The organism is Streptomyces sp. MJM8645 (genome assembly GCF_001625365.1).
GTDB lineage: Bacteria > Actinomycetota > Actinomycetes > Streptomycetales > Streptomycetaceae > Kitasatospora.
The window spans coordinates 6,730,194-6,756,558 of sequence record NZ_LJJF01000001.1 but is presented as its reverse complement, the minus strand read 5'-3'; the positions used below and the strand labels follow the sequence as shown (position 1 = coordinate 6,756,558).

The following is a 26,365-nucleotide window of genomic DNA, read 5'->3' as shown; positions in this document are numbered from 1 at the left end:
CTGGTGGTGTTCATGCGCTGTCCTCCCGGATGACCGCCCGCAGTGCGCTCGGGCTCCGGATCTCCACCAGGTAGTCGGGCCCTTCGAACCGGCCGTGGGAGGTCCGCAGGACGGCCCGTCCGCCCTCGGGAGAAGGCCGGAGCACGATCTCCACGCGGCCGTCCGAGGTGACCGCCCGACGTGCCCCGCCGGCGTCCGGTCGTACGGCCAGCGCCCGGCCGAGGAGGTCGAGCAGCCGCTCGAAGACGGTGTGGTCCAGCACGCGGAGGTCGGAGAGCCGCACCGGGCCGTCGGTTCCCAGGACGTCCCAGGCCGCTTCGAGTTCGGCCCGCTCCTTCCGGGCCCGCTCGGCCCGGGCCGCCTTGATGCCTCCGATGTCGCGCACCTTCCCGGTGCGGGTGAACCGCTCGGTGCGGCCGCTGGTGCGCAGCAGCGCCGAGACCTCCACCGGCGGGGTATCGGCCCAGCTGCCCGACGACGGCACCGACTCCGGATCGGGGTGCGCGAGATGGGCGTGCCGGGCCGGGCCGAGGCCGAAGGCGGCCGACCACAGGCGGTGCAGGTTGTCCTCGCCGGGCGCGGCGGCGAACCAGCGGGCCAGCTCCCGGAAGTCCTGGACGGCACTGGTGGAGCGGCGCCGTGACTCGGTGATCCGGTCGAGAACCTGGAGGAGCGTCACGATCGCCCGCCGCGCCACGTCGTGCAGTTGCTCCACGCGGGGCCGCGCCCCGTCGGCCGGCCGGAACCAGGACCGGAGCCCCTCCCAGCGCGCCCGGCGCCGCTCCAGCCAAGCCGGCGCGGGATCGCCGTCGGCGACCGGCGGCAGCTCGGCACCCCGCAGCGCCCGCGCGTGCAGCAGGCTCACTCCGCACCGCTCGACGCGCTCGACGGCGGTGGCGACCGCCTGGCCCCGCTGGTCGAGGTTGACGAGGAACTCCTGGAGATAGGCCACCGTCGCGGCCTTCACCTCGCGGAAGGTCGCCAGGTCCACTCCATCGGCGCGCAGCAGGCGCTGCAACTCGCCGTTGAACGCCTTGGTGTTGGCCAGCAGCGCCTCCAGGTGGCCCTCCAGCTCCTGCAGCGTGGTGAAGACCCGACGGTCCGAGGATGTGGAGTCGCCCAGCAGGACGTACAGCTCGTCGAGCCGGTCCGTGATCGCCTCCAGCACCGCCGTCTGGAGCGCCCCCGTCGAGGCGAGCACCGACAGGGCGTGCTCGACCCCGGCGAACGCGGCCTCACCACGCCGGGTCAGCGAGTACTGGAGGTTGCGGCGCTCGTACTCCTCGGCGGTGCGGTAGTTCTCCGCGTGGTTCTGGACGACGTCCAGCAGCTGCCACTCCCTGAGCTTGCGCAGCGCCTCCTGGAGGTCGTCGTCATGGACCGCGTCGAGCCAGCCCACCGTCCGCAGCCGGGTGCGGACCTCGTCCAGCCCGAGCGCGGTCTCCAACCGCTCGTTGGCCGCTCCGAAGGCCTGGAGGATCGCACCGTAGAGTTCGGCCCTCTCCCCCGTCGTGAACCGGAACATCTCCGGCGGCACCCTGCGCAACGGCTCTCCCCTCCTCCCCGTCGGGCGTCACAGTACGTGGACGCACACTGCTTCTCAACGCGGCCCGGACCGGTGCTCAGCGCGTTCCAGGTGCGTCATGACCACCTGGTGGGCGCGCCAGCCATCCGGGAACTTGGGTGGGACGTCCAGGTGGATCGGACTGCTTCGGGGGTGCCGGTCGAGGAGGTCGGTGATGCCGGCGCGGGCCACCACGATGCAGGCGAACCGGTGCCGGGAGAGCAGGACGCACAGCCGGCCGGTCTCCATGTGGAAGGCGGAGGCGTCCGGGCGGCCGGAGAGCGGGTGCCAGACCAGGGTCACGTCGAACTCCCGGCCCTGGAGCCGGTTGGCGGTGTCCACGGTGATCTCGGTGAGGCCCCGTTCCGCAGCCTTGCCCGCACCGCGTCCACCTGGACAGTCCGCGCCGCGCCGATCGCGATCCGGGCCTGCACCAACGGTTCACCGTTGACCAGCGCGCCCCGTTCGAGCAGCCGGGACGCGGTCGAGGCGAGTGCCTGGGCCATCTGGGGGTCGTGGTCGAGGGTGTGACGTCCCGGGAGTTCGAGGTAGCCCCAGCCGGAGTCGGCGGCCCGGGCCAGCACCGGGTCCTCCGCCACCGGCCGATGGGGCAGGCTCCCGTAGGTCAGCACGCGGTCGCTCGCCGTGGTGCCGGACTCGAAGGGGTAGTACGGGTAGAAGGCCTCCGCCACCAGGGGCGCGGCCATCTCGGGCAGCCGCCAGGAGATCGGCAGTTGGTGCCGGAGCAGGTCGGGTTCGTGGGCGAGCGTGACGTCGACGGCGTTGCGCAGCGGATCCCAGCTGAGGCCCTGCCACCGGTCGGTGTCCACGGTCGCGAACGGGTCGAGCTGGCCGGGGTCCCCCACGAACAGCACCTGGGAGTCGGGCGCGTCGAACAGCGGCGCCGCCGCGAGCAGGGCGTCCGAACGCATCTGGTAGGCCTCGTCGATGATCGCCCACCGCCAGGTGCCGGACTTCTCCGCGTCCACGTGCCGCCACTTGGCGGCCGTCGAGACCACGACCGGCAGGTGACGCAGGGCGTCGATCCCGGTGTCGCCGGAGACGTTGGGGCGCCGGGTCACGCGCTCCGGCAGGGCGAAGCCCGTCGCGTGCAGGCGGCCCACCGGAAGTTCCGGGTACTCCCTCGCGATGTTGTCCACCAGGTCGTCGACCTGCTCGTTGGTCTGCGCGACGATCATCACCTGGTTGCCGGCGCCGGTGAGGTGCCCGGCGGCGCGCTTCACCAGGGTGGACTTGCCGGCGCCGGGCGGGGAGTCCACCACCACGCCCCGCCCGGTGGGCCGGTCGAGGTCGGCCAGGATCCCGGCCACCGCACGGTCGGCCCGGACCCCCGGGCCCGTCGCCTCGTCGGCGGGGGTGCGCGCGGCCGGGATCGCCGCCGCCACCGTCGTGGTGTCGTTCACGCCCACTCCTCCTCGGCGTCCTCGTCGGTCGGTTCGTAGGGCACCGGCGGGCCTCCGTGGGTCCACGGGGTGTTCTCCTCGGCGGGCAGTTTCGCCGGCCTCGAGTCGACGCCGAGCGTCGTGTAGGTCACCGTCTCGCCGGTCTCGGCGAGGGTGCCTTCCGGTGCGGGCGGCCTGCGCTTGTTCGCGAAGCCGCCGGAGAGTTCGAGGGTCACCAGGTGGACCTCCTCGTGCGGGGTGAGGTCGATGATCTCGGCCGGCTGCTTCAGGCGGCCGGGCGACTTCACCTTGGTTCCGACGGTGAGCCGTACCGGGCGCTCGCTGCGCACGGTGATCGTCGGACGCCAGCGCGGGGTCCTCTTACCGGGCTCGAACCGGTCCTCGTCCCGGGCGACGACGGTGCCGCTGAACGCTTCTCCGCTCAACTCGTACTCCGCCATCACCAGCGGGTCGTCGTAGGCCCGCTGGGTCTGGTAGCGGGACGTGTCGTCCTCCAGCAGGCCCAGCCGCCGGGCCGCGCCCACCGCGCGGTCGCGCTTGCCCTGCGGGTGGCCGTGCTCCTCCAGGTAGGCCGCGTAGTCGGAGAACCGCCGACGGTCGCTGGTCCACCGTTCCTCGACGTGTCCCCCTTCGGGCAGGGCGCGCGCCAGGCCGACACCCCGCCAGACCAGGTCCCACGTCGGCCGCAACTGCTCGCACAGGGCGCGGTCGATGCGCTCGCCGAACCGCACCCGCACCCGTCCCTCGGCTTCCGCGTGGCGGGTGAGGAGGTCGTCGAGGAGCGCGTCGAACCCGGCGTCCGTGGCAGGTCCAGCAGGCGGCCAGAGCAGCGGGTTCTCGGTCTCCCGGGCGGCTTCCGCCCCCGTACGGCCGTCGGGCGGATCGATCCAGGCGACGACGGCCGCCAGGTGGGAGTCCTCGGCGGAACTCTGGCCGGTCGCCCAGTGCGCGGTGAGCACCCGGCTGACGGCGAGCATGGCACTCGACCCCGGGAACTCCGCCCGACCCTCGAACCACGTCAGCCACTTGCCGAGCTTCGGCACGTCGGGATGAACGGCGTGCGGTCCGTCGGTGCTGCGCAGCCGGGTGAGCCGGCCGAGCCGTCGGAGGTAGGCGATGCCTTCACCGTTGGGGACGAGCAGTTGCGGTGCGCGGCGCGCCTGTTGGCGCTCCTCCGCCTTCTCGCCCTTGCCGACGGTGTAGGTCTCGGCCTCCGCCAAGCACTCCTCGAAGTAGGGAAGCAGAAGGGCCGCCAGCTCCTCCGCGAACCGGAACCGCTGGACCCGGTCCCTGGGCCGGCGGACGGTCAGCAGGGTCGGGTGGTCCGGGTCGGTGCCCGCCAGTGCGGCCAGCGGCGCACAGGCCTCCCCGGCGAGGGTCAGCGGCACCAGGACGAACGGGTGGTCGTCCAGGTGGTGGTGCCGGACCGTGGCCAGGGGCTGGGCCCTGCCGGTCTGGGTCGCGCGGAGCGTCGCGACCGTGGCAAACATGCTCATGCGGTCTCCTCGGTGCGCAGCCGGAAGAGCCAGTCGGCGGCGATGAGCAGTTCGACGGTCTCGGCGTTCTCCGCGCCGGGCGGCAGACCGCTGTCGAGGTAGGCGAGGGCCGTGCTGGTGGAGTCGATGCCCGCCAGGGCGTTCCGTACGGTGCTGCCCAGCCGGGCGGGGTATCCGTGGGCGTCGGCCTCGTCGCGGCAGTGGTGGGCCATCTCGCAGAAGGAGAGGCAGTCGGGGACGTAGGAGGCGGGCAGCTGCTCCACCGACTCGTGGAGCACAGCCGGGTCCCGGTCGATGTCGAGGGTCGCCGTCGCCGGAAGACCGCGCGCCAGGTCCTCGGCGCGCCGCAGCCGGTTCAGCTGGAAGTCGAGGGCGGCGAGTTCCTGACGCAGGTCGATTCGGCTGAGGCATGGCCGGTTGGAAAAGTCCTTGGGGCAGACCAGCAGGAAGGTGCCGGCGATCTGCTCCGCATCCAGCCCTGCGGCCGCGAACGCGCGCCGCAACGCCAGCACATGAACGGAGGCCTGCTTCGCGGTCTGGGCGACGGCGGTCGGATCGGCCTGACCGTCGATCACGGGGAACGACCTGATCGCCACGACGTGAAACCTGCCGTCGATCCGGTGGGTCAGGGCATCGGGTTCCAGGTAGGCCAGTCGGCCGGCCACCTCCACGGTGAGCACCGGGTTCTGCAGGATCAACCGCTCCTCGTCACCGGCGGCGATCCGCTCGATGACACCGCGGGTCTCCCGTTCCCGGACTTCGAGCGAGGTGATCCCCCCGACCTCGCCGAGGTCCTGGAGCTTGGCCTCGTCGACCGGTACGCCGAGGTCCTCCCGCAACAGCCGGATCAGTTCGGCGTACGAGCCCCAGCGCACGGTGGCCTTGAAGGCCTCCTCCCGTGCGATGGCGAACGGCGACTGGCCGAAGCGCGGTTCATGGCCCAGCCGCCGGGCCAGAGCGGTCTTGTCGACCCCTGAGGCGTCCAGGACGGACCGCCGGGCACAGGCCGGATTCGCCGTCAGCGCAGTGATCTTACGGGCGGTGTACGCCAACGGCGGCCGCGCGCCGCGAAGTTGAGCCAACCGGTCGGGCGGCTCGGATGAGTGGGAAGGCATGGCCTCTCTTCGTTCCGGGGTGGCGCCGATCTCCTGAGGTTCCGATGCGAATGCGGGACCCCGCGACTACAGGACCCCTCCCCCGCTGCGGAGGGCGTCATGGAGTTCCCTCGCACCGAAAAGCTGCTGCACGTCGCTGAGTTGTTCGCGTGCGCGGCGAGCGGCGTCGATCCGCTCCCGGCTCCCCTCGCCCTGGTGGACCTCCGCCTCGGCTCGCGCGGCGGAGAGCACCCGCTCCGGGTCGGGCCGCAGGGCCTCGCTGTAGGCACCCGGAATCGTGAGCGCGAAGCGGCGCAGCAGCCGCCATGCCGCCTCGGACGGCGGATTGCCCGCGTTGTCGAGGCGCTGGATCTGCTCGGCCGTCCCGATCGCGTGCCGAAGGAAGTCGGCACGCGGGCTGAGCGGAGTGATCAGGCGCTGCTCCAGCGACCAGACCGAGACCGCGAGCAGGCCACGGGCCGCGGTGAGGCGGTCGTGGTTGATCGCAGCGCAGATGTAGTAGGGGCGGGAGTAGCCCTGCGCGGTGAAGGAACGCTCCTCATCACGCCGCAGGGAGGCAAGCTTGGTGGCGACCAGCGACTCAGAGAAGAAGGCCTCGTACACCGAGGAGATGAGCTTCGGCGCGGCGGGCGCGCCAAGGATCGTCAGTGACTGGTAGACCTGCTCGCGCACCGGGACGGCTCCACGGCCGGGCAGACTGGGCGGCCGTTGCTCGTCCCGCACCGGCGGCGTCACGGCAGGCGACCCCTGGAGGGACTCCTCCGCGTCCAGTGCGGCTTCCCACTTCGCTTCAATCTCACGTAGTTCCTTGCGGATCCGCGCGCCAGCGGTCGAATCGCCGGCACGTCGCGACTCCCTCAGTCGGGCACGCAGAGCCGTGAGGCGCTGTTCGAGTTCCTCCACTGATGCGGCCATGCTCCCAGGCTAGTGCATGGTCCATCATTTTCCAAGAACAACCAAGATCACCCAAGGAACTCACCCAAGCTTTTCCAAAGTCGTGCGCTATCATCGTCGCCAGGCACCGGTCGCTCCATGGCGGCGAGGCGTGGTGCCACCGCCGCCAGAAGGAGAAGCATGGTCAAAGGCACACATGGACGGGGTACCGGTGGCCCCGCGTCCACTGCATCGGCGAACCCGCCGGGCGGCAGCGCACCCGGGCGCCCGTCCCGCTGGCTGGCTCCGACGGCCATGACCGCTACGACCGCGGGCCCGACGGTGGCGGGTCTCCTGGGCAACACGACCATCGCCGTCATCTCTGCCGCGCCGGGCTTGGCAGTTGGCCTGCTGTTCTTCTTCGGGGTGGTCTGCCCGGCCGTATGGTCGAGGAAGCCCCAGCGCAGGCGAGCGGCCCTCAATGCGATGAACGCACTCATCGGCCGCAGCCCGTTGACCACACCCGAGCCGCCGTAGGCCGTGGAGTCAGGGCGGACGAGCGCCCTGACCCCACGGACCCGCCAGCCCGAACCGCTTCTTCCGGCCCTGGCGACCGACTACTTTTGGCGCCGCGCCCGGTGTGCGGCAATCAGGTCGCGGTACCAGGTGTAGGAGGCCTTCGGGGTGCGCTGCTGGGTGTCGAAGTCGACGTGGATGAGGCCGAAGCGCTGGTGGTAGCCCTCAGCCCGTCGAACAGGCTGTCATTCTATCCATGGCGGTGGTCTGCCAGGTCAGCAGCCTGCGACAAGCCGGTACGACCCGACCTCGCGCCGCAGCAGCCATTGGTCGAAGACTCGGCGAAAATCGTCTTCCCCGTGCCTGCCGGCCTGCGCTTCAGCAGTGGCCTGGTAACCATCGGTGACTCCTCGCGGCTCGTCGTCAGGCCCGTCCTCTAATGGTGGCAACCCAGGCGTATAGGATCACCGCCGCCAAAGTTGAACGGTTGGCTGCAGGGAGGCGGGAAGCGCGTGAACCCGTGCACGACCACGGCGAAGACAGGCGGTCGCGCCTGCAGCAGGTCCCAGTGGTAGAGCGCGTGCAGCGGAGCAATGCCGGCCTCCAACAGCCCGTCCACCAGCCGCTCGTAGAAGTCGAGCCCGGCACCGTTGACCTCGCCCCGGCCGGCCGGCTGCACGCGCGACCAGGCGATCGAAAACCGGTACCCGTCGAGCCCCAGGCCGCGCATCAACCCCACGTCCTCGGGCCACCGGCGATAGGGGTCGCACGCCACCCGGCCGGTGTCGCCGCCCCTTACTGCGCCGGCCCGGTCGCAGAAGGTGTCCCACACCGACCAGCCGCGGCTATCCTCGTCCATCCCGCCCTCGATCTGGTAGGCGGCGGTGGACACGCCCCAGCGGAATCCGGGCGGCGGGTCGCGACGGTCCGTCATGGATGAATCCCTTTAAACAACACGAGCCACAAATGCGAGCAGGGCTCATTTCAAGGCGAGCCGGCGGCCCAAATCCAGAGCCGAGTGCCATATAGCCCGCAAGGGCCTGGCCCTCAGGGGCCGCCGCACCGATCACCCCACCCGGCCACACCGACCACAGGTTCGCCATCGCAACCCCAGAACCAGAGTCACGATCATCAGATCGCCACGTGGTGGAACTTCATCGGCCGCACCAACGAGGGGATCGCCCAGACCCGCGCCGACTGGCAGTCCGGCACCCGCTTCGGCGAAGTCCATGGCTACGCCCGCGCCCGCCTGCCCGCCCCGGAGTGGCCGCTGACGCCACTGAAGCCGCAGGGCCACGAGCGCTGAGCTGGCGCCGGTAGCTGTGCGGTGGGCCGTGTCATGGGCGCATCGATGGTGCTCGACACGCCCCACCGCACTCCGGTGCGTTCGGCGGCGTTGTTCGGATCACCCGTTCGCGCCAGGGGCGATGTGATAAGGATAGCGGTTGACGGCGGGCCGGACGGGGGAGTCGGAGACATGCGCGATCCGTTGGAGAACGTGGAACTCACCGAGGCCGTGCAAGGTCTGCGGGACCAATTGATGGCCGCCGCGGACGCTGCGGACGGTCAGCGCATCAAGTTCGAGGTCAACGAGATCACGCTGGACTTCTCGGTCGAGCTGCGACGCGACGCGACGGCCAAGGCGGGGTTCAAGGCATGGGTGGTCTCCGGCGACGCCCAGGTGGGGGTCGCGCAGAACGCCGTCCACAAGGTGTCCGTGAAGTTGAAGCCGACGGACTCGGCCCTCGGCGGGCCGATCGAGATCGGCAGTCAGGCCGCTGTCGACCTGGGTGACTTCGAGCATCCGTCCGGGCTGCGCGGCGGATGAGCGTCCGGTCCGTCGAACGCATCGCCATCGTCCAGGGAGCGCGGCAGGGCAGCGGCTTCCTGTTGGACTCCCGCCTGGTGCTCACCTCGGCGCACCTGTTCGACGGGGACAACGGGGCCGCTCGCGTCGCCGTCCCCGGAGGGGCGGGGACGCGCAACTGCCGCCTCAGGTGGCGCCGTTACGACGAGGCGTGCGACGCGGCCCTACTCGAAGCGGACGACGACCTGGTCAGGGACGCCACGACGTGCCGGATCTCCGACGTCCGCTGGGGCCGGACGGCGGGCCTGGCCGCGTGGGAGAACTGCGAAGCCGTGGGGTACCCGCTCATCTCACTGCGGGACGGGGCGAGGCCGGACACCGAGCAGATCGTCGGCACGCTGAAGCCGGGCTCGTCGATCCTACGCGGCCGCTACATCCTGGACAGCTCCCACACACCGCCGCCGACGGCCAGCACTCCCGGCACATCGCCCTGGCAGGGGATGTCGGGTGCCGCGCTCTTCGCCGGAGAATTCCTGATCGGCGTGGTCTCCGGGGACCCGGGACGGTGGGCACACGCACGGGTGGAAGCCGTTCCAATATCGGTCGTGGTGGCCGACCCCGAGTTCCAGCAGGCGATGGAGGCAGCCGTAGGGCTGCGGCCGGAAGTGGTGGAGATTGACAGGTCGGTAGCGCACACGGTGCGCGAGGCCGCCACCTCTCGCCAAGGCGACTGGCTCCGGATCGCCGACGCCGATCCGATCTCCTTCGGCGTCCATCGCGCGTCGGACGCCGCCGGCCATCCGGAAGTGGTGCAGTACGTGCCGCGCAACGTCGACGCCCAACTTGACGCCCGACTCGAAGCGCTGGCGGAGACCGGCGGCATGCTGCTCCTGACCGGGGATTCGGCGGCGGGCAAGTCGCGGGCCCTGTTCGAAGGCATGGTCCGCAATCTCCCGGACCGGTCGGTCTGCAAGCCGGATCCCGACGCCGACCTGGCCTTCCTGCGCGTGTCCTCCGGAAACGACTACGAGAACGTCGTGTGGCTCGACGACCTACACACCTACCTGCGGTCCGGCGGGCTGACGCCGTCCCTTCTCGACCAGCTTGTCCGCCGGGGCACGGTCGTGCTCGCGACGCTGCGCACCGAGTTCTACGAGCACTACACGGATGAGGAGGACGGGCCGTCACTCTGGCAGGGCACCGGACCGCGTCTGCCGTCCTCGCCGGGCAGGGTGATCCGCGCTGCACACCACCTCACGCTGGACCGGATCTGGACCGACGACGAGCGGCAGGCCGCGTCGGCACGCCAGGACCCGCGCGTCGTCGCGGCCTTGAGCGCCAACCGGGCGCACGGGGTGGCGGAGTACCTGGCGGCGGGGCCGCAGGTCCTCAAGCGGTGGAAGGCCGCCTCCCGGGTACGGGGCAACCCCCGGGGGGCCGCGCTCGTCGAGGCTGCAGTCGCCCTTGCCCGCACGGGTGTGGACAGTGCGCTGCCACCGGATTCACTGGAACGCCTCCACGAGTACTTCCTCGACCTGGCGGGCGGTCCAGCGCTGCGTCCGGAGGACATGGCGGACGCATGGAAGTGGGCGTCCCGGATCGTGCTGGGCGTGACCAGTCCCCTGGTGCCGGGCCGGGGCGGAACGTGGAAGCCGTTCGACTACCTGGTGTCCGATGCTGCGCGCCGGGCCCGTCCGAACGAACTCCCGGAACAGGTGTGGGAAGAGACGCTGCGCGTCGTGGACGATACGCGCCGGGTGCTGGTGTCGACCGTCGCCAAGGCGGCGGGCCGGCCGGAGGTGGCCAAGGAGGTGCTCCGTCCCCTCGCGGAGGCAAACGATCCAGACGGCCTGATCAATCTGGGGGCGCTGCTGGCAGAGGAGGAAGACTATGACGGCGCCGCCCGCTGCTTCGAGCGCGCTGCCGCTCTGGGCGACTCCATGGGGGCACACAATATGGGTGCCGTCTCCTTCATGCGGGGGGATCTGGAAGCGGCCCGGGAGTGGTACGAGCGCGCGATCCAGAGTGGGGAGCGGATGTCGATCGGAGCCCTCGGCCTGGTTCACGAGAAACTAGGCGACCAGGACGAGGCGGTGGCGCTCTGGAAGCGCGGTACCGAGGCCGGAGATCCCGGGAGTGCGCTGCACTACTCGGACTGGCTGAGGTCGAAATGGCAGTCGGACGAAGCCGTCGAAGCCCTGAGAGTTGCTGCCGACGGCAAGATCCCGCTCGCCGCCCTCTCGTACGCCGGCGTCCTCCTACATAGGAAGGACCACGAGACGGCGAATGCCTACGTGTCGCGTGCCTACGCCGCAGCGGTTGAGCAGGGGGAGCTGGGTGATCCGATCGGCTGTCTGATGGCCGGTGTGACGGCGTACTCCTTCGGCGACGTCCGGCTGGGGAAGAAATGGTGGAGCCGGGCGCAGGAGCGTGGCTGCCCCTCGGACTGGGTGGTCCTGGAGGCAGAGGAGGGCTCGTCCGGACTGCGGCACCTGGCCTTCAGCCAGGTCTGCCTGGACAGACTCGGAGAGGAGGAAGCCCGTTCGCTCATGCAGTTGCTCTGGGCCGGCGACTGCCAGGACTGCGGGTACCCCCTGGGCGACGGTGTTCCTGCGCTCTATGTGGACGACACCTTCATAGCGGCCAACGCGCGGCTGTTCCACTTCGGACTGTGCCGGTATCCGCACTGGAACGAGTCAGCCCTGACCCAGATAGCCAAAGACGCGGGCATGAGGTGGACGGCATTCACCGCCGGAGTGCCCATGGGGGAGGGATTCGGCCCGCTTTGCGTTCCCGCCCTCGTGGTCAACCCGTCTTTCGAGATCGCTCAATTGGTCCGCAGCGGGGACCGCTGGACAGCGACGGCGGCGTGCGGGCCCCGGTCGGATGGCGCCCAGCTGATCGACCTGCGACCGGTGTGGTCCGGGCTGCCGCCCAGGTCCTCCGACGGGCGCGCCTGGGCACTCACCGGCCCCGGCGAGGTTGCGGTGGTAACGCCCGGGCAGGCCTGGAGCGCTCCGGCGACCGAGGCGTTCATCGCGCTGGTGGAGCAGTACGGCGGAATGCTGCTCATCACGGCGAGCACCGTCGGGCCCGAGTCCGAGGCCTCGGTGGATGTCCTGGCGGATGTCCTGCAGGCCTGGGACTCGATGACGAGGTGGGTCCCCTTGGAGCCTGGGGCTCTGGGGTAGGCCGTTCCCTGCGGATCATTCGATTGTTGGTTGATGCGCAATAGGCGCGGGCAGAGCCGTTGGGGCCGTACCCTACGCCTCGGCGCGGGCGGACGGTGGCGTGATCATCGGGAGGTGATCGACGCGATCGTGTTCAAGTACCGGACCGGGACGCCGTAAACGGAGCTGCAGGAGCGGTTCGGGGTCGTGGAAGGGCGTCACAACCGGCCATGGAGGTCGGCACTGGACGGTACGTGGGAGCGCGCGCTCACCGCGCTGCTCGCGCTGGCCGAAGCCGAGGGCGACTTGGACCGCGTGGTCGCGGTCGACTCGACGATCGTGCGCGCACCAACACGCCGCCGGGGCCGAGTGGACCCTCACGCGGCAGCGCCCGCTCACCCAGACCGACTGGCTGCTGCCCATTGCCGACGCCCCGCAGCACGAGATCGACCGCCGCTTCCACGCCATCGTCACCGACGTAGTCGGCGCCCCGACCGAACTGGTCGACGAGCACGGCGCCCTGGCCTGGCAGCAGCGCACCGCGCTGTGCGGCCACCCGCTGCCTGACGCGGTCGAGAGCATCGACTGCCCGCTGTGCTTCCCCAGGCAGTTCCACGACGCCGAGACCGGCCCGCACTGCAACGTCTTCCGGTACTACGACCCGGCCACCGCCCACTCTCTCAGCCCCGACCCGCTGGGCCTCGATCCGGACCTGATCGACCTGTACCACGCGATGCCAGCAGCGTCGAGCAGAAACAGGCCCACAACTGGGCCAACACGGCGATCACGCCTGGCTTCAAGGCCTCTACAAAATCCGATTCAGCTCAAACCGCTGGTGACGGCCTTCTCAACCATCGAACACCCTGTCTTCACACCCTATGGCCGAGCGCGGCCACCTGCCCGCGCTCGACCAGCGCACTCATCAACCTGGACCGGTCCCACCATGTGCCACGGCCGCCATCGATCTCAACTACCCAGCCCGATAAAGCCAGTGAGTGGCAATCAGGTCTCGGTACCAGGCGTACGAGGCCTTGGGGGTGCGCTGCTGCGTCGCGAAGTCGACGTGGATGAGGCCGAAGCGCTGGTGGTAGCCCTCGGCCCATCGAACAGGCTGTCATTGTAGTCGCGACCCTCTGCAGCCCCGCTGCCGCCCGGCCTGCGCCTCGCAGCGTCCCCAGCAGGAATGTGAAGCAGAGGCGCCCCGGCCGCCGACGCGGCGGAACTGAACCCCTTGACCCCCAGCACCTCAGGAGGAAAGCAGTCGTGAGACTCAGGAGAGTCCTGGCCTTGTCGGGAAGAATCCGTGCCGGCCGTCACCAGTCCGACGGAACATCACGACATGGGCCTGCTCGACGACGTCGGGGGGCGGTGGCGTGTTCTCAACGATGATCGTCTGTCCCGGTGAATGGAGGAAGTGCCGGTAGAAGCTGTCGTTGACCTCCGGGGCCAGGCGTGCCTCGTCCTCGTCACGGAGCTGCCCGTAGGTCACCAATGGTGAGTCCAGCACGAGGAACCCCAGGTGCGGGAGCCTACGGTCGATGCAGTACTCGGCAAGCGCTGCGGAGAACGCGGAGCGCAGCAGTGCCTGCATCCCCCGGCCGTGGTCAGCACGGGCCTGGCCGCCCGCGCGGACGTCGCCGCCGTAAGGGTCATATCCTGCGTGCTCGGTCCCTGGTACGTTCCAGCGTTCGAGGATCCGCTGGAGTGCGGAGTCGAAGACCCGTACCGTCCGGCCGGGAATCAGCGAGTCGGCGCGTTTGGCGGCCACAGCTCCGGCGGCGACTAGTTCTGCGCGATGTTCGTCGAGTTCACCGATGCGCGCCAGCACTTCGAGGTTGCGCTCGATCTCCGACCGCTCCGTCAGGACTTGGTCGAGCTCGCCCTTCGCCGGGAGGAGTTGCTCCTCGATCATCCGGATCGTGCGATCGAGTTCGGTTCCTCGGATATGCATCCGCTCCTGCCGGCGGAGCAGATCGTCCCGCTGTTCCTCCAGGTCGGCGATGGTGAGCCGGAGGTCCGCCAGGAGGGCCCGGGTCTTGGCACTCTCCGCAGTGACGGCCTCGTGCAGGTGGGTGGTCTCGTGATTGTCGTGTGCGGGTTCCTGGCGCTCGGGCTCCGCCCCACAGAACACGCAGCGTCCGGCCCGGAAGTAGCCGAGTAGGTTGCCTGCTTCACCGACCATCTCCAGTCGAGCGAGGTCCGACTCGTACTGCTGCCGGAGAATGTCAAAACGCCCCAGCAGGTCGCGAACCTCGCCAAGCCGCACCGCCAGTCCTTCCTCGGCTTCGGTGTGCTGCGTCCGCTCGGCCGCGATCCGACTCTGCCGCTCTGTCGCCTCGCGCAGCGAAGCCGTGACCGTCTCCAGGGTGATGGCCAACCGGGCCTGGCGTGCCCGGAGCTGGTCCCCGTTCTCCTCGGTGGTCTGCTTGGCCGACAGGTCGATCACCAGTTGATCGAGCAAAGCGATCTTGCCCTTCTGGATGCGGCGTTGGGCGGCGTTGGGCACCTTGCTCGCCGGCGGCTCGTCCTCGCCGGTGAGGACGAGCTTCATCACGGACCTGGCGGCGGTCTTCGCGGCATTGCCCCGAACCCGCTGCGAGGGCGGCGTCTGGTCAACCATCCGTCCATCGGTGACGATCGCCAGGTGGGTGAGATCGGCGAGCCTGAGGTGCTCGGTGTTCCCCGCCTCGTTGGTACGGATGTAGGCGTCCGCCAGGCCGAGCCGGTCCAGCACGTAGTGGGAGACGTCGCGACGGTTCTTCGTCCGTCGGACGGACAGCACCGCGTCGGGGGCGGCATGGACGAGGCCCCTCAGGTCGGCTTCGTGGACGTGCACGTTGTTGCTGCCTGGTGCCCGAACAAGGGTGAGCGGGCTGCCGTCCGGCAGGAGGAGCCCGAGCAGGATCTGGCTGTAGCCCTCTGCGTGCGGGATCGCAGGCGTGGTGTGCCCGCCAAGCATGTAGTCGATGGAGTCGACGATGAAGGACTTGCCCGTATTGGAGTCCCCACAGACCAAGGTGAAGGTCGGGGAGAAGGCAACTTGCGCGTCTGGGAGGCTGGAACCGGCGTAGGTGAGGTGCGTCAGCGTTAGGTCATTCATGTCCGTCCCCGGGGTGGTGCGCGCTCGCGGCGAACTGCTCGCGCCAGGTCTGTGTGATGGCCCGCGTGGACGCCAGCGGGTCTGTGTGCGGGGCGAGCTGTTCCACCGCCCAGGTCGCCCTCTCGCACAGTCGGCCGACGTATGGCGCTTCGAAGATCCCCAAGAAGCTGGAGCCGCGGGCGGTCGCCCGGTAAACCAAGCCTTCGGTCGTGGCATCGATCGACGCCAGGCCGGCGCGCATCAGGACGGCCAGGCCCTCATGGAGGAGTTCGCGTTTGCGACCGAGTTCGCCCGGCTGAGCGGGCAGTTCGGGCAGCAGGCTGGGTGGCCCACCGAACCGCTCGCTGTGCAGGACCGCGTGGTCGAGCACGACGAGCGCGGCGAGGTCGAGCGCCTCCGGGTGGGCCTCGGAGAGCAAAGCCAAGGCCCGCATGCCCACCTCCACCGGGCCGTTGAGGACGTTCACCACTCTCCTCCGTCGCACCATGTCAACTTGTCGTCGTTCGCGAACTGGTGGCACATTCCCTTGCGCTGGACCTGCTGGAAGTACGACGCGATGACTGATCCCGACACCTGCAGGTTCCCAGCCTGGGTGACGACCGCCCGCAGCCGGTGCCAACCCGATGCGTGGTCGTCTTCCGCCACCTCCACCAGGTTGGCGAGCACGTCGTCCTGCAGCTCCGTGTAGGAGTCGCCCGGGACACTGTCGCGGGCGTACAAGCGCAGCGCCTCCGCCGCGTAGAAAGCCTCGCGCTGGCGCCGCAGGTGGCTTCCTGACCTGGTGTGGTCGAAAGCGTCGTCCACCGTCACGATCTGCTGCCCGAACCGCTCCCGGTACACATCGACCAGTTGTTCCAGGAACCGGGCCTCGTCAGCGGCAGGCTCGGGCGGCACGGGGAGTTTCGCGGGTTCTCCGGAAGGCGGGTAGTTGAAACGGGCGGCAAACAGCGGGGACTTGCTGTAGACCTCCAGCATTTCGTCCAGGTTGACGGTCCAGAACATGGAGAACTCGGTGGCCTCGGCGAGCTTGACGACAGCGCTGAGGAGCTGCGCGGGCAGCTTCGCCACGCTCTGGGAGCGGCCACCTAGGTACGCCAGGAAGCGGGACTTGAGCTCGTCGGGCGTCAGCACCAGGTCTTTGAGTCTCGGGTGAATCCTGGGAGCGACGAAGGTGTAGCGCGTCGGCAATGTCCTAGTGGTCTCCACCGCCGCGACGAAGGGCTTGACCATCTCCGGCAGCGCGTCGGCGAGTACCAACTCCTCGTGGTAGAGCTTGCACTGGAAGCAGTGCCACTCCCCGTTGAGACGCCGCTCGGTGAAGAACGCCACCACGTCGGCGCCCCGGTCGTTACTGCCACCGATGATCTCGGTGCCCAGGTAGCCCTCATCCAACGCCCGCATGCGCACCCACTCGCAGGTGAAGCGTTCCCACTCGTCGGGCTCCCAGAACCAGACCTGCTGCAGCGGCGTGCGCCGGTCGAACCGGTTTGGCGGCACGAGCGCGCCCGGGACGGCGTACTGCGAGACGGTCACCACGCTCACCCGCCGGTCCTGTCTCTGTGACAGGTCTTCCATTCCCACCCCCAACGCGCTCCGTGATCAAGCGCACTGGGTGTCCATACCACCACGGGCCACCGACGAAAACTCACTTCCTGGCAATCGGTTGCGGCGTGACCGCAGATCCAGGGGGAACCGGCCAGTGCCAGCGACATGTCGTATCGGCGCCGTCCGACGTCACCACGGCGTCCAGCACGGCGTGGATATGGGGTCGGCCATTCTGATCGACGCCACACTGGTCCGACTGCTGCTGGTACCGGCCGTGATGCGACTGGTGGCTGCCCAGCTGGCTGGACCGCCGCCTGCCCCACCTCCACGTCGAAGGACACACCGACTTCTACCAGCCGGACGCCGCCGCCGAAGCATCCCGCTCCCCGGCGGCGGGCGGCTAGTCACACCAGCGGTAGTCACACCAGCGGACCGCGGGCGCCCCACGAAGCCCGCGGTCCGCCGTCACGGAACCGACGTCACCGACCCTCCTTCGCACACCGCGCCCGGTGGGCGGCGATCAGGTCGCGGTACCAGGCGTACGAGGCCCTCGGGGTGCGGCGCTGGGTCTCGAAGTCGACGTGGATGAGGCCGAAGCGCTGGTGGTAGCCCTCGGCCCACTCGTAGTTGTCGAGGAGGGACCAGGTGTAGTAGCCGCGGATGTCGATTCCCTCAGCGGCGGCTTGGGCGAGGGCGTCGAGGTGGGCGGACATGAAGTCGATGCGGGGTTGGTCGGGGGTGGTGGACTCGGTGACGGAGCAGCCGTTCTCGGTGATGGTGATGGGCGGGAGGGCCTTGCCGTAGGTGTCGCGGAGGTGAAGAAGGAGGGTGGTGAGGGCGTCGGGGACGACGGGCCAGCCGAAGGCGGTGTGGGGGACGTCGGGGATGTCGACGAAGTCGAAGGGGAGGCCCGGTTCGGTGGGGGCGGCGATGCGGGTGGGGTTGTAGAAGTTGAGGCCGAGGCCGTCGAGGCCGGGGGTGTGGATGAGGTCGGTGTCGCCGGGGTGGAGGGCGCCGTAGAGGTCGTCGGGGACGCCGAGGGCGGAGAGGTCGGGGTAGTGGCCGAGGAGGACGGGGTCGGTGAACAGGCGGTTGTGCAGGGCGTCGTAGGCCTCGGCGGCGGCCGTGTCGGCGGGCGAGGCGGAGGCGGGCTCGACCGGGGTGAGGTTGTTGGAGAGCATCACCTCCAGGCCGCGGTCGTGGAGCACCGAGGCGGCCAGGCCGTGGGCGAGGAGTTGGTGGTGGGCGGCCGGGAGGGCCTCCAGCATCAGGGTGCGGCCGGGGGCGTGGGTGCCGAGGGCGTAGCCGAAGACGGTGTGGACGAAGGGCTCGTTGAGGGTGATCCAGGCGGGGACGCGGTCGCCGAGGCGGTCGGCCATGACGGTGGCGTACTCGGCGAAGCGGTACGCGGTGTCGCGGTTCAGCCAGCCGCCGTTGTCTTCCAGGCCTTGCGGGAGGTCCCAGTGGAAGAGGGTGGGGAGCGGGGTGATGCCCGACTCCAACAACGCGTCCACCAGGCGGTCGTAGAAGGCGAGTCCGGCGGGGTTGACTGTGCCCGCGCCGGTGGGGAGCACGCGGGGCCAGGAGATGGAGAAGCGGTAGCCGTCCAGCCCGAGGTCCTTCATCAGCGCGATGTCCTCGGGGTACCGGTGGTAGTGGTCGCAGGCCACCGCACCCGTGTGGCCGTCGCGGACAGCGCCGGGGCGGGCGGCGAAGGTGTCCCAGACGGAGGGCCCACGGCCGTCCTCCGCCACCGCCCCCTCGATCTGGTAGGCGGCGGTGGCGGCGCCCCAGCGGAACCCCGTCGGCAGGTCGTAGCGGTCCGGCATGACTGCCTCCTGACATGAACGTGAGGGGAACTCATGTTACTGGCGCGACACCGAAACGCCAGGGGCAACCGGCCACCACCACAAGGGAACAGCCGCCACCCGCACGCCCCGACCGTCCGCGCGCCATCCCACCGGGCCCCGTCCGGTGGCCGACCGCCGGGGAGGGGGGTTGCATGGGGTGACCGGGCCCCAGCGATTCGGGAGGCTACCGTGTACGAGATGTGGGCCGAGCACGACCCGGCGGTGTCACCGCCGGCCGTGGTGTGGCACGTGGTGACGAAGAACGACTCGTCGACGTCCCTGTGCGGACGCTTCCTCGAACCCGCCCAGCGCGTCGCGCCGGCTGCGGGCGTCGAGGATTCGGTGGGCCCGGACCGTTACTGCGATCCATGCCTGATCACCGTTCGCGAGGCGATGGCCGCGGCCGCCCGGTGACCGAAGCCGTCAGGTCGCCCTGGGGTCCACCTGAGGACGGACCCCAGGCCTGTCCGACCGATATTGGTGGGACAGGACCTGGGCGTTCGAGGGCGGCGTCGACGGCAACGGCGTGAACAGGAACGCGGGAGCGGGGGGTTGGGCGGTTCCGGCCGTCCGGGCCGGTCAGTAGGGCCCGGCCAGCGCGGCCACCCCCGGGAAGCGGGCGATCGCCTGGCCGGCGGTCGGCGGGTGGGCGCGCCGGGGTCGCAGTGCGCCGAGGGCCACCGCGGGTCTGGCCAGCCGGGCGGGTCTCGCGGCGAGGGAGAACACCTCGAAGTAGGCGGCCGAGACGGCGGGGTCGGTGAGGGCCGCGCCCAGCACCCGGCGGGTGTACCAGCGGGTGAACACGGCGGCGGGCCCGGCGGCGGTGGCGGGGTGGCTCGACAGCGCGTCCGGGAAGCCCTCGTCCTGGTCCTTGGCCATGTCCCAGGGCGTGTCGACGACCCTGGCGATCCGCCGCTGGATCAGTGCGCTCACCCCCGGGTGCAGGCCTTCGCTGTCGACGGCGGCGCGGATGGCGGCGGCACACTGGGCGGCGACCGTCATGCCGTGCCCGTACACCGGGTTCAGCGCCGCCACCGCGTCGCCGGTGGCGGCGAACCCGGCCAGCTGGCCGCCCTCGTAGCACTCGTAGCGGCGCCGGCGGTTCAGCGTCCCGTGGCAGGTGCGGATCGGGCCGAGCGGGCGGGCGGCGCGGGCGAGGTCGTGGACGACCGGGTGGTCCAGCGCCTTCAGGAAGTCGTGGAACTCCCGCTCGCCCCGGGCGGGTTCGCCGCCCCGGGTGCCGGAGAGCGTGACGATCCAGCGCCCGTCCTCGATCGGGATGATGGTGGCGCCCCGACCGGGCCGGCCGCGCCCCGGGACGGGCACGATGCTCACCACCGGGAAGCCCTCGTTTCCGCCCGGCGTCTCGAACACCCGGGCGGCGTAGGCGAGTCCGGCGTCCACCGTCTCCTCGCACAGGCCCTCGACCCCCAGGGCGCGCAGCCACTCCGGGGCGCGGGAGCGGCGGCCGGTCGCGTCGACGACCAGGTCGGCCCGCAGGGTCTCCCGCGATCCGTCCGGGTTCTCGATGTGGACCCCGACGATCCGGCCCGGGCCGCCCACCAGACCGAGGACGGAGGTGCGTTCGCGGACCGTCACGTTCGCCTGCTCGCGCAGCCGCCGCCGGACGACGTGGTCGAGCAGGTGCCGGCTGCACGCGATCAGGTAGGCCGGCGAGTCGAAGCCCTGGAGCCAGCCCGGCCCGAGACGCATCAGCAGGCCGGCGGGGATCGAGCGGTAATGGGCGCCGGCGGCGAGCAGGGCGTCGAGCGTTCCGGGCAGGACCTCCTCGACGGCGTCCGCGCCGCCGCCGAGCAGGATGTGGCTGAACTCGCCCTGCGGCAGGCCCCGGCGCGGGCCGGGCAGGACGGGCAGGACGTCCTGTTCGAGAACGGTGACGCTCCGGGCGTGCGGCGCCAGGGCGGCGGCCGCCAGCGTGCCGGCCAGGCCGCCGCCGAGGACGAGGGCCGTGCTCACCCGGCGGCCCCGGTGCGGACGAGGCCGTCACGGCGGGTCGCGCGCATCCACACCGGGCCGGGGCGCAGCGTGGCGAGCGGCATCTCGCGGACGGTCCGGCCTGGGACGTGCTCCAGGTGCCAGGCCCGCATGATCGTGGCGAGCAGCAGGACGGACTCGGTCATGCCGAACTGCTCACCGACGCAGCGGCGCGGTCCCGCGCCGAAGCCGATGAACGGGCCGCGCTGCGGGTGGACGCCCACCCACCGCTCGGGGTCGAAGCGGTCGGGCTCGGGGAACAGGGCGGGCTGGCGGTGGAGCAGGTAGGGGCTGTAGATGACCGAGGTGCCCTCGGGCAGGCGGTGCGCGCCGAGTTCGGTGTCGGTGGTGGTGACGCGGGTGAGCAGCCAGCCCGGGGAGTACAGCCGGACGGCCTCGCGGACGACCCGGGTGGTGAGCTCCAGCCCGTCCACGCTCGCCGACGTGCCGGCCACGCTCGCTGACGTGCCGGCCGCCGTGGTGGCGTCGGCCTCGGCCCTGTCCGCCTCGGCTACGTTCACCCCGGTCGCGTCGACGCGGGCCGCGTCCACCTCGGCTCGGACCCGGTCTGCGATGTCCGGGTGTTGGGCGAGCAGGTGCAGGGCCCACACGGTGGAGTTGGCGATGGTGTCGAAGCCGGCGGCGAAGATCGTCATCACCTGGTCGGTGACCTCCGCGTTGGAGAGCGCCTGCCCGCCCGCGTCGGCGGCCACCAGCGTCGACACCAGGTCGCCCCGGTCCTCCGGATCCGCGCGGTAGGCGGTGACGACCTCGTCGACCAGGCGCACCAGCCGGGTGCGGGCGGCGTCGTAGCGGCGGTTGGCCGGCAGCGGGATCCGGTTGAGCCGGTGGGGCAGCAGCATGCGCCGGTAGGAGCCGCCGATGAGCAGGACGAAGTCGTCGACGGTCTCCTGGAGGCCGGTGAACGGCAGCCGGGTGAACAGGGTCGAGACCAGGCTGCGCCCGGCGGCCAGGCTCAACTCGGCGGTGATGTCGACCTCCTGCCCGTCGCTCCAGGACCCGGCCAGCCGTCGGGCCTCCCGGGCCATCACCTCCGTGTACCGCGCGATCCGGTCGGCGCGGAAGGCGGGCTGGACGTAGCGGCGCTGGCGGCGGTGGTCGGCGTGGGGGCAGGTCACCAGGCCGTTGCCGGCGAAGTCGCGGACCCGTTCGAACAGGAACCCGCCCTTGTCGAAGACCCGGTCCTCGCGCAGGACGTGCCGGGTCAGCTCCAGGTCGCAGACCACCACCGCCGAGACCGGCCCCAGTCTGATCTGGACGAGGCCGCCGTACCGGGGCAGGGAACGCAGGAACGCCAGCGGGTCGCGCAGGAACGGCACCAGGTGCCCGAGCAGCGGCAGGCCGCCGGGCGGACGGGGGATCATCGCGGTGACTCCGTACGGTAGCGGGCGGCCGTCGCCGTCCAGTGGATGAGCGCGCGGGTGAAGCGGACCAGCCCGAGGGCGAAGGCCCGGACCTCGCCGGGCGACGACGGGTCGCGGGCGATGCCGTCCGCCAGGAACTCCAGCGTCGTCGACTCGGCCTCGCACAGCGCCCCGAGCCGGGCCGACGCCTCTTGGGGGGCCAGGCCCTCGTGGACGGTGAACGAGCGCAGCAGGTTCTTGCCGTTCCCGGCGGCGGACTCCCCCTCGGCGGAGTAGAGGTCGTTGACCCAGCAGACGACGTGGTTGAAGCGCATCAGCAGGTCCGCCACCCTCGGGTGCCGGAACACCTCGTCGGCGAGGTCCAGGCCGTGGGCGAGTTCGATCCACCCCGCCGCGCACGACACGGCGCCGTCCTGGTCCCGTCGGCGTAGGTACTCGGGGACGGTCTGCACGGCGCCGGCCGGGGCGGCGGTCCCGAGGTCGTGGAAGGGGGTGTCGCGGAAGGGCGCGTCGTGGAAGGCGGTGTCGCGGAAGGCGGTGTCGCGGAGTGAGGCCTCGTCGAGGTAGCCGAGCGAGGTGTCCAGGTACGCGCGGAAGTACGCCGCGTAGCGCGCCCGCCACTGCGGCGGCGTCAGCTCGACCGTCTCCCGCCACAGCACCGCGAACGCCTCGACGAGTGCGTCGCCGGGCGGCTCGATGCCATCCCAGCCGCCGTCCGAGACACCATCCGGGCCACCGCCCGGAACGCTGTCCGGAACGCTGCCCGAGCCGACGCCCGAACCGCCGTCCAGGACGTCCGTGAGCGCCCGGACGGTCCGCCGGGCCGCCGTGACGGGCCGGCCGATCCACTGGTCGTCGAAGCGGTCGTCGAGGATCCAGGTGAGCACCAGCCACTTCGCCGCCGCGACCAGCCTCGGCCCCCGGGGGACGTCGCCCCACGCCTCCGCCACCAGGTCCAGGTGGCCCTGTGCCAGGAACCCTTGGACGTCACCGCCGAGCACCCCGCTCGCCACCAGCCACGCCCCGACGTCGCGGCGGAGGGCGCCGGCCTCGCCGTGCGGCGCCGGTCTGGCGACTCCCGCGAGGAGGTCCGGGCCTCCGGGGTGCTCGGCGGCGAGGCCACACATGCCGCGGTACGACGAAACGCCCATGCCCGTGCTCCCCCTCGCTCACCACCTCCGACCGGCCGGTCGGAGAAGGACCAGTCTGGCCAGCCACCGCGACTGTTCAAAGCGCAACCATCGCTTTTCCCCCGCACGAGTGATCGCGCCGTCACCACGTCGACACGGACCGTGACCGTTCCCCGCATGCCGCCCGGCCCCTCCCGGCACGCCCCACCCGGCCGCGGCCAGGCTCTCGCCGGGCGTCCGATATCCGGTTGGGACATGGCACCGGGATCGCTACGGTGGCGGGATGGCGACTCAGGTGATTGTGCTGAACGGTGGTTCCAGCTCGGGCAAGTCCGGGATCGCCCGGTGTCTGCAGGCGGTGCTGCCGGAGCCCTGGCTGACGGTCGGGGTCGACACCCTGATCGAGGCGATGCCCGCGTCCCTGCACGATGCGGACGGGGGCATCGGTTTCGCGGCCGACGGCGGGGTGAGCGTCGGGTCGAAGTTCCAGGCCTTGCAGGCGGCGTGGATCGCGGGGGTCGCGACCATGGCGGGGGCGGGCGCGCGGGTGATCGTCGACGAGGTCTTCCTCGGCCGGGCTGAGTCCCAACTCCGGTGGGAGAAGGCGCTCGTGGGGCTGGACGTGCTGTGGGTCGGGGTCCGCTGCGAGGCGGCGGTGGCCACCGGCCGGGAGCTCGCCCGGGGGAACCGGATCCTGGGGATGGCCGCTTCGCAGGCGGAATTGGTCCACCAGGGCGTGCGCTACGACCTGGAGGTGGACACCTCGCGCACCGAGTCGCTGGAGTGCGCGCGGAGGATTGCCGCCCACCTCGGAGGCGACGCCGCCGGATCCGCCCCCGTCGGCGGGTGACCCGGGGCCGGGCCCTGGCCCTGGCCGACGCAGAGTCGGCGTCGGCCAGGGCCAGGGCCAGAGTCAGAGCCAGGGCCAGGGCCAGAGCCAGGGCTCGGGCCTGAGGTCAGGGGTTCTCCCGGTGCCGCCACCGCACCGGGTCGGCAGCGCCCGCCACCGACGCGCCCGCCACCGAAGCGCCCGGCATCGACGCGCCGGCTCCCGGCGCCCCGGCCCGAGCCAGCGGCCGGTAGTCGGCGCACGACAGCACGAGCAACTCGTTGTCCCCGGGCTGGAATTCGTACTCCACCCGCTCCACGCGGCTCGGGATCCCGAGGGCGTCCAGGTGGTGGCGCAGCCCGTCCAGCTCCCCGTAGCGGACGCCGGTGTCGTACACCATGACCGGGAAGAGCCGGACTTCGCGGCGGGCGATCCGGGCGAGTTCCAGGAGGGCCGCCAGGTGGAAGTCCCCGTCCAGCCGGTTGCCGTAGGAGAAGAGCAGGTGCGAGCTGAGCACCAGGTCGAAGGAGTCGTCGGCGAACGGGAGTTCGGGCAGTGAGCCGGCGACGTAGCGGTCCGGGCGGGCGGCGATGTCGGCCCGGAAGTCGCGGGCGCTGTCGATCCGCAGGCGGGTGAGACTGTCCGGGTCGCCGTGCCACGTCCAGACGAAGTCCGAGGCGTTCTCGACCAGTTGGTCGCGCTTGTGCCGGGTCTCCCGTTCGACGAGGACGCCGAGGTCCTCCCGGTGGTGGGCGTACTCGCGGTCGACGGCCACCGCGTCGACGCCGCGCCGGCCGGCCTCGGCCGTGAAGGCGGCCGCGCCGCCCGGGCAGTCCAGGATGCGCCGGCCGGGGGCGAGGTCGCCGTCGGTGAGCGCGAACATCGCGCGGTACTCGTCGAAGGAACGTGCGCTGACCAGCACGGTTCAGCCCCTCCCGACGTACGGCATGGTGGTGGGCAGGACGGTCAGGGACTGGACGTTGGTGTCCGGCGGCATCGAGGCCATCAGCAGGACGGCCTCGGTGAAGCGTTCCACCGGGATGGTCGCCTCGACCGCCATCGTGCCGTCCGCCTGCATGGCGGCGGGCTGCGGTCCGCCGTCGACCGGGGTGACGTTGCCGACGTCGATCTGGCCGACCGCGATGCCGTACGCGCGGCCGTCCAGGGAGAGCACCTTGGTGAGGCCGAGGACGGCGTGCTTGGCGGCCGTGTAGGCGATGGAGTTGGGCCGCGGGACGTGGGCGGACGGCGCGCCGTTGTTGATGATGCGCCCGCCCTGCGGGGACTGGGCGCTCATCACCCGGAAGGCCTCGCGGGCGCAGAGGAAGCCGCCGGTGACGATGGTGTCCAGGACGCGGTTCCAGTCCTCGAACGGGGTCTCGGTGATGGGTCGGCGCGGGGCGGCGGCGCCGGCGTTGTTGAACAGCAGGTCGACCCGGCCGAAGCGGTCGCGGACGGCGTCGAACAGGGCCGCGACCTCCTCCGGTTGGCGGATGTCGGTCGGGACGGCCAGCACCCGGGCGGGGTCGACGTCGGCGAGGGCGATGGTCTCCTGGAGGGCGTCCTTGCGCCGCCCGGCCAGTGCGACGGACCAGCCGGCGCCCAGCAGGGCCAGGGACACGGCCCGGCCGAGCCCGCTGCCGCCGCCGGTGACGACGGCGGTCCGCCCGTGCGGTGTCTGCGCGCTCCCGGTCACATGTCCTCCGTGTTCATCCAGATCCGCAGCATCCGCCGGGAGTTGGGCGCCGGCTCGTCCACGTAGGCCGAACGCCCGTGCAGGACCCGGCTGTTGCGAATGATCAGCAGGTCTCCGGCGGCCATCGGGAGGCCGAAGGCGATCTCGGGCCGGTAGAGCACCTCGTCGAGCACGCCGAGCGCGTCCCACTGACGGTCCGTCAGCGGCGGGCCACCGCGATCGGGGGACGAGCGGACGGTGCGCGTCTGGTAGTAGCAGGCGATGGTCCCGTCCTTCTGGGTGTAGAAGATCGGGGAGACCACGACCTGGGGCCCGGCCCGACCGGTCCGGTCGAAGGTCCACTCCTCGGTGAGGGTGGCGAGGGCGTCCGGCCGTTCCCGCCCGATCAGGTCGTAGACGTGCCGCGCGCTCGCCAGCTTGGTCAATCCTCCACCGTTGTAGGCGGGTTGGATGCAGAGCAGGACGAGCAGGTCGCAGGTGTCGCAGTGGAAGCCGAGTTCGGTGTTGCCGTCGCCGTCCTGGTCGCGCAGCACCTGGGTGAGGTCGCCGCGCCCGTTCTGCGGGACGATCTCGCCGAAGTCCCGCAGCAGGAAGGACAGGGCGGCCGCGACCTCCTCCTCCGGGGCGGTCGGATCCATCAGCCCCACGACGTGGGCGACGCCGACGGAGCGGGCGCCGCCCTGGACGAGCGCGCGCAGCTTCGCCCGGACCGGCTCGGCCGCGCCCCACCGCTCGGCCCGCGCGTCCGCCCAGAGCAGTTGTCGCTCCCCCTCGTCGAGCGGGAGCGACCACTGCTCCCGCCGAGCCTCCAACTCCTCGCTGCTCCAGCCGATTTCGGACACCGTGTCGTCGTACATGTGCGGAACCACT

At 71.1% G+C, this 26,365-nt stretch carries 19 protein-coding genes and 3 pseudogenes; 4 read left to right on the top strand and 18 right to left on the bottom strand.

Annotated elements, in window-relative coordinates; translation table 11 throughout:
* Positions 1-10 precede the first annotated feature (10 nt).
* From A6F73_RS28700 to A6F73_RS28670, 7 genes and pseudogenes are all read right to left on the bottom strand, one after another.
* Positions 11-1,525, bottom strand: coding sequence for a TIGR02677 family protein (locus A6F73_RS28700; RefSeq protein WP_208869213.1), 1,515 nt, complete (start codon positions 1,523-1,525; stop codon positions 11-13).
* 75 nt (positions 1,526-1,600) lie between these two features.
* A pseudogene (locus tag A6F73_RS28695) lies at positions 1,601-2,895 on the bottom strand (AAA family ATPase).
* A gap of 89 nt (positions 2,896-2,984) precedes the next feature.
* Complete coding sequence (locus A6F73_RS28690) at positions 2,985-4,484, bottom strand: hypothetical protein (protein WP_063350424.1); 1,500 nt, start codon at positions 4,482-4,484, stop codon at positions 2,985-2,987.
* On the bottom strand, positions 4,481-5,599 hold the full coding sequence (locus A6F73_RS28685) for a hypothetical protein (protein WP_063350423.1): 1,119 nt from the start codon (positions 5,597-5,599) through the stop codon (positions 4,481-4,483). Before A6F73_RS28685 ends, A6F73_RS28690 begins: the two co-directional genes overlap by 4 nt.
* A gap of 66 nt (positions 5,600-5,665) precedes the next feature.
* Complete coding sequence (locus A6F73_RS28680; RefSeq protein ID WP_063350422.1) at positions 5,666-6,514, bottom strand: hypothetical protein; 849 nt, start codon at positions 6,512-6,514, stop codon at positions 5,666-5,668.
* Between the two features lie 575 nt (positions 6,515-7,089).
* A pseudogene (locus tag A6F73_RS39630) lies at positions 7,090-7,218 on the bottom strand (family 1 glycosylhydrolase); the annotation flags it as partial.
* Positions 7,219-7,538: 320 nt separating this feature from the next.
* Positions 7,539-7,922: pseudogene (locus A6F73_RS28670) on the bottom strand (family 1 glycosylhydrolase); the annotation flags it as partial.
* Between the two features lie 543 nt (positions 7,923-8,465).
* On the opposite strand from A6F73_RS28670, the gene A6F73_RS28665 reads away from it, so the two are divergent.
* Together A6F73_RS28665 and A6F73_RS28660 are read left to right on the top strand one after the other, a co-directional pair.
* Complete coding sequence (locus A6F73_RS28665; protein WP_063350419.1) at positions 8,466-8,816, top strand: trypco2 family protein; 351 nt, start codon at positions 8,466-8,468, stop codon at positions 8,814-8,816.
* Positions 8,813-11,986 carry a trypsin-like peptidase domain-containing protein gene (locus A6F73_RS28660; RefSeq protein WP_063350418.1) on the top strand — a complete coding sequence of 1,058 codons (3,174 nt, stop codon included), beginning with the start codon at positions 8,813-8,815 and terminating at the stop codon, positions 11,984-11,986. Before A6F73_RS28665 ends, A6F73_RS28660 begins: the two co-directional genes overlap by 4 nt.
* A 949-nt stretch (positions 11,987-12,935) precedes the next feature.
* On the opposite strand, the gene A6F73_RS39620 is transcribed toward A6F73_RS28660, so the two are convergent.
* From A6F73_RS39620 to A6F73_RS28640, 5 genes are all read right to left on the bottom strand, one after another.
* Positions 12,936-13,034, bottom strand: a complete 99-nt coding sequence (locus A6F73_RS39620) for a hypothetical protein (protein ID WP_244293731.1) — start codon at positions 13,032-13,034, stop codon at positions 12,936-12,938.
* 201 nt (positions 13,035-13,235) lie between these two features.
* The gene (locus tag A6F73_RS28655; protein ID WP_063350417.1) at positions 13,236-15,065 is read right to left on the bottom strand and encodes a hypothetical protein; all 1,830 of its coding nucleotides are present in this window, start codon (positions 15,063-15,065) and stop codon (positions 13,236-13,238) included.
* Positions 15,058-15,531 (bottom strand): ABC-three component system middle component 2, encoded by a 474-nt coding sequence (locus tag A6F73_RS28650; protein ID WP_107452973.1) that lies wholly within the window; start codon positions 15,529-15,531, stop codon positions 15,058-15,060. Before A6F73_RS28650 ends, A6F73_RS28655 begins: the two co-directional genes overlap by 8 nt.
* Positions 15,528-16,607, bottom strand: a complete 1,080-nt coding sequence (locus A6F73_RS28645) for an ABC-three component system protein (RefSeq protein WP_159398559.1) — start codon at positions 16,605-16,607, stop codon at positions 15,528-15,530. Before A6F73_RS28645 ends, A6F73_RS28650 begins: the two co-directional genes overlap by 4 nt.
* 482 nt (positions 16,608-17,089) lie before the next feature.
* Complete coding sequence (locus A6F73_RS28640) at positions 17,090-18,439, bottom strand: GH1 family beta-glucosidase (protein ID WP_063350415.1); 1,350 nt, start codon at positions 18,437-18,439, stop codon at positions 17,090-17,092.
* Positions 18,440-18,649: 210 nt separating this feature from the next.
* On the opposite strand from A6F73_RS28640, the gene A6F73_RS28635 reads away from it, so the two are divergent.
* Positions 18,650-18,874 (top strand): hypothetical protein, encoded by a 225-nt coding sequence (locus tag A6F73_RS28635; protein WP_063350414.1) that lies wholly within the window; start codon positions 18,650-18,652, stop codon positions 18,872-18,874.
* A 165-nt stretch (positions 18,875-19,039) separates the two neighbouring features.
* Here A6F73_RS28635 and A6F73_RS28630 read toward each other — a convergent pair whose 3' ends face one another.
* From A6F73_RS28630 to A6F73_RS28620, 3 genes are read right to left on the bottom strand one after another with little or no spacing between them, the layout of a single operon-like run.
* Positions 19,040-20,437: an FAD-binding protein gene (locus A6F73_RS28630; RefSeq protein ID WP_063350413.1), complete on the bottom strand. Its 1,398-nt coding sequence runs from the start codon at positions 20,435-20,437 to the stop codon at positions 19,040-19,042.
* Positions 20,434-21,840: a cytochrome P450 gene (locus tag A6F73_RS28625; RefSeq protein WP_063350412.1), complete on the bottom strand. Its 1,407-nt coding sequence runs from the start codon at positions 21,838-21,840 to the stop codon at positions 20,434-20,436. The genes A6F73_RS28630 and A6F73_RS28625 overlap by 4 nt, the downstream gene beginning before the upstream one ends.
* Positions 21,837-22,991 carry a terpene synthase family protein gene (locus A6F73_RS28620; RefSeq protein ID WP_063350411.1) on the bottom strand — a complete coding sequence of 385 codons (1,155 nt, stop codon included), beginning with the start codon at positions 22,989-22,991 and terminating at the stop codon, positions 21,837-21,839. Before A6F73_RS28620 ends, A6F73_RS28625 begins: the two co-directional genes overlap by 4 nt.
* Positions 22,992-23,253: 262 nt before the next feature.
* Between A6F73_RS28620 and cpt the strand changes: the two genes are divergently transcribed.
* Complete coding sequence (gene cpt, locus A6F73_RS28615) at positions 23,254-23,820, top strand: chloramphenicol phosphotransferase CPT (RefSeq protein WP_063350410.1); 567 nt, start codon at positions 23,254-23,256, stop codon at positions 23,818-23,820.
* Positions 23,821-23,926: 106 nt separating this feature from the next.
* Here cpt and A6F73_RS28610 read toward each other — a convergent pair whose 3' ends face one another.
* From A6F73_RS28610 to A6F73_RS28600, 3 genes are read right to left on the bottom strand one after another with little or no spacing between them, the layout of a single operon-like run.
* Positions 23,927-24,721 (bottom strand): methyltransferase domain-containing protein, encoded by a 795-nt coding sequence (locus A6F73_RS28610; RefSeq protein ID WP_063350409.1) that lies wholly within the window; start codon positions 24,719-24,721, stop codon positions 23,927-23,929.
* 3 nt (positions 24,722-24,724) lie between these two features.
* Entirely contained in the window at positions 24,725-25,495 is a 771-nt protein-coding gene (locus A6F73_RS28605) for an SDR family oxidoreductase (protein ID WP_063350408.1), read from the bottom strand.
* Positions 25,492-26,352, bottom strand: coding sequence for a TauD/TfdA family dioxygenase (locus tag A6F73_RS28600; RefSeq protein WP_063350407.1), 861 nt, complete (start codon positions 26,350-26,352; stop codon positions 25,492-25,494). The genes A6F73_RS28605 and A6F73_RS28600 overlap by 4 nt, the downstream gene beginning before the upstream one ends.
* Positions 26,353-26,365 lie beyond the last annotated feature (13 nt).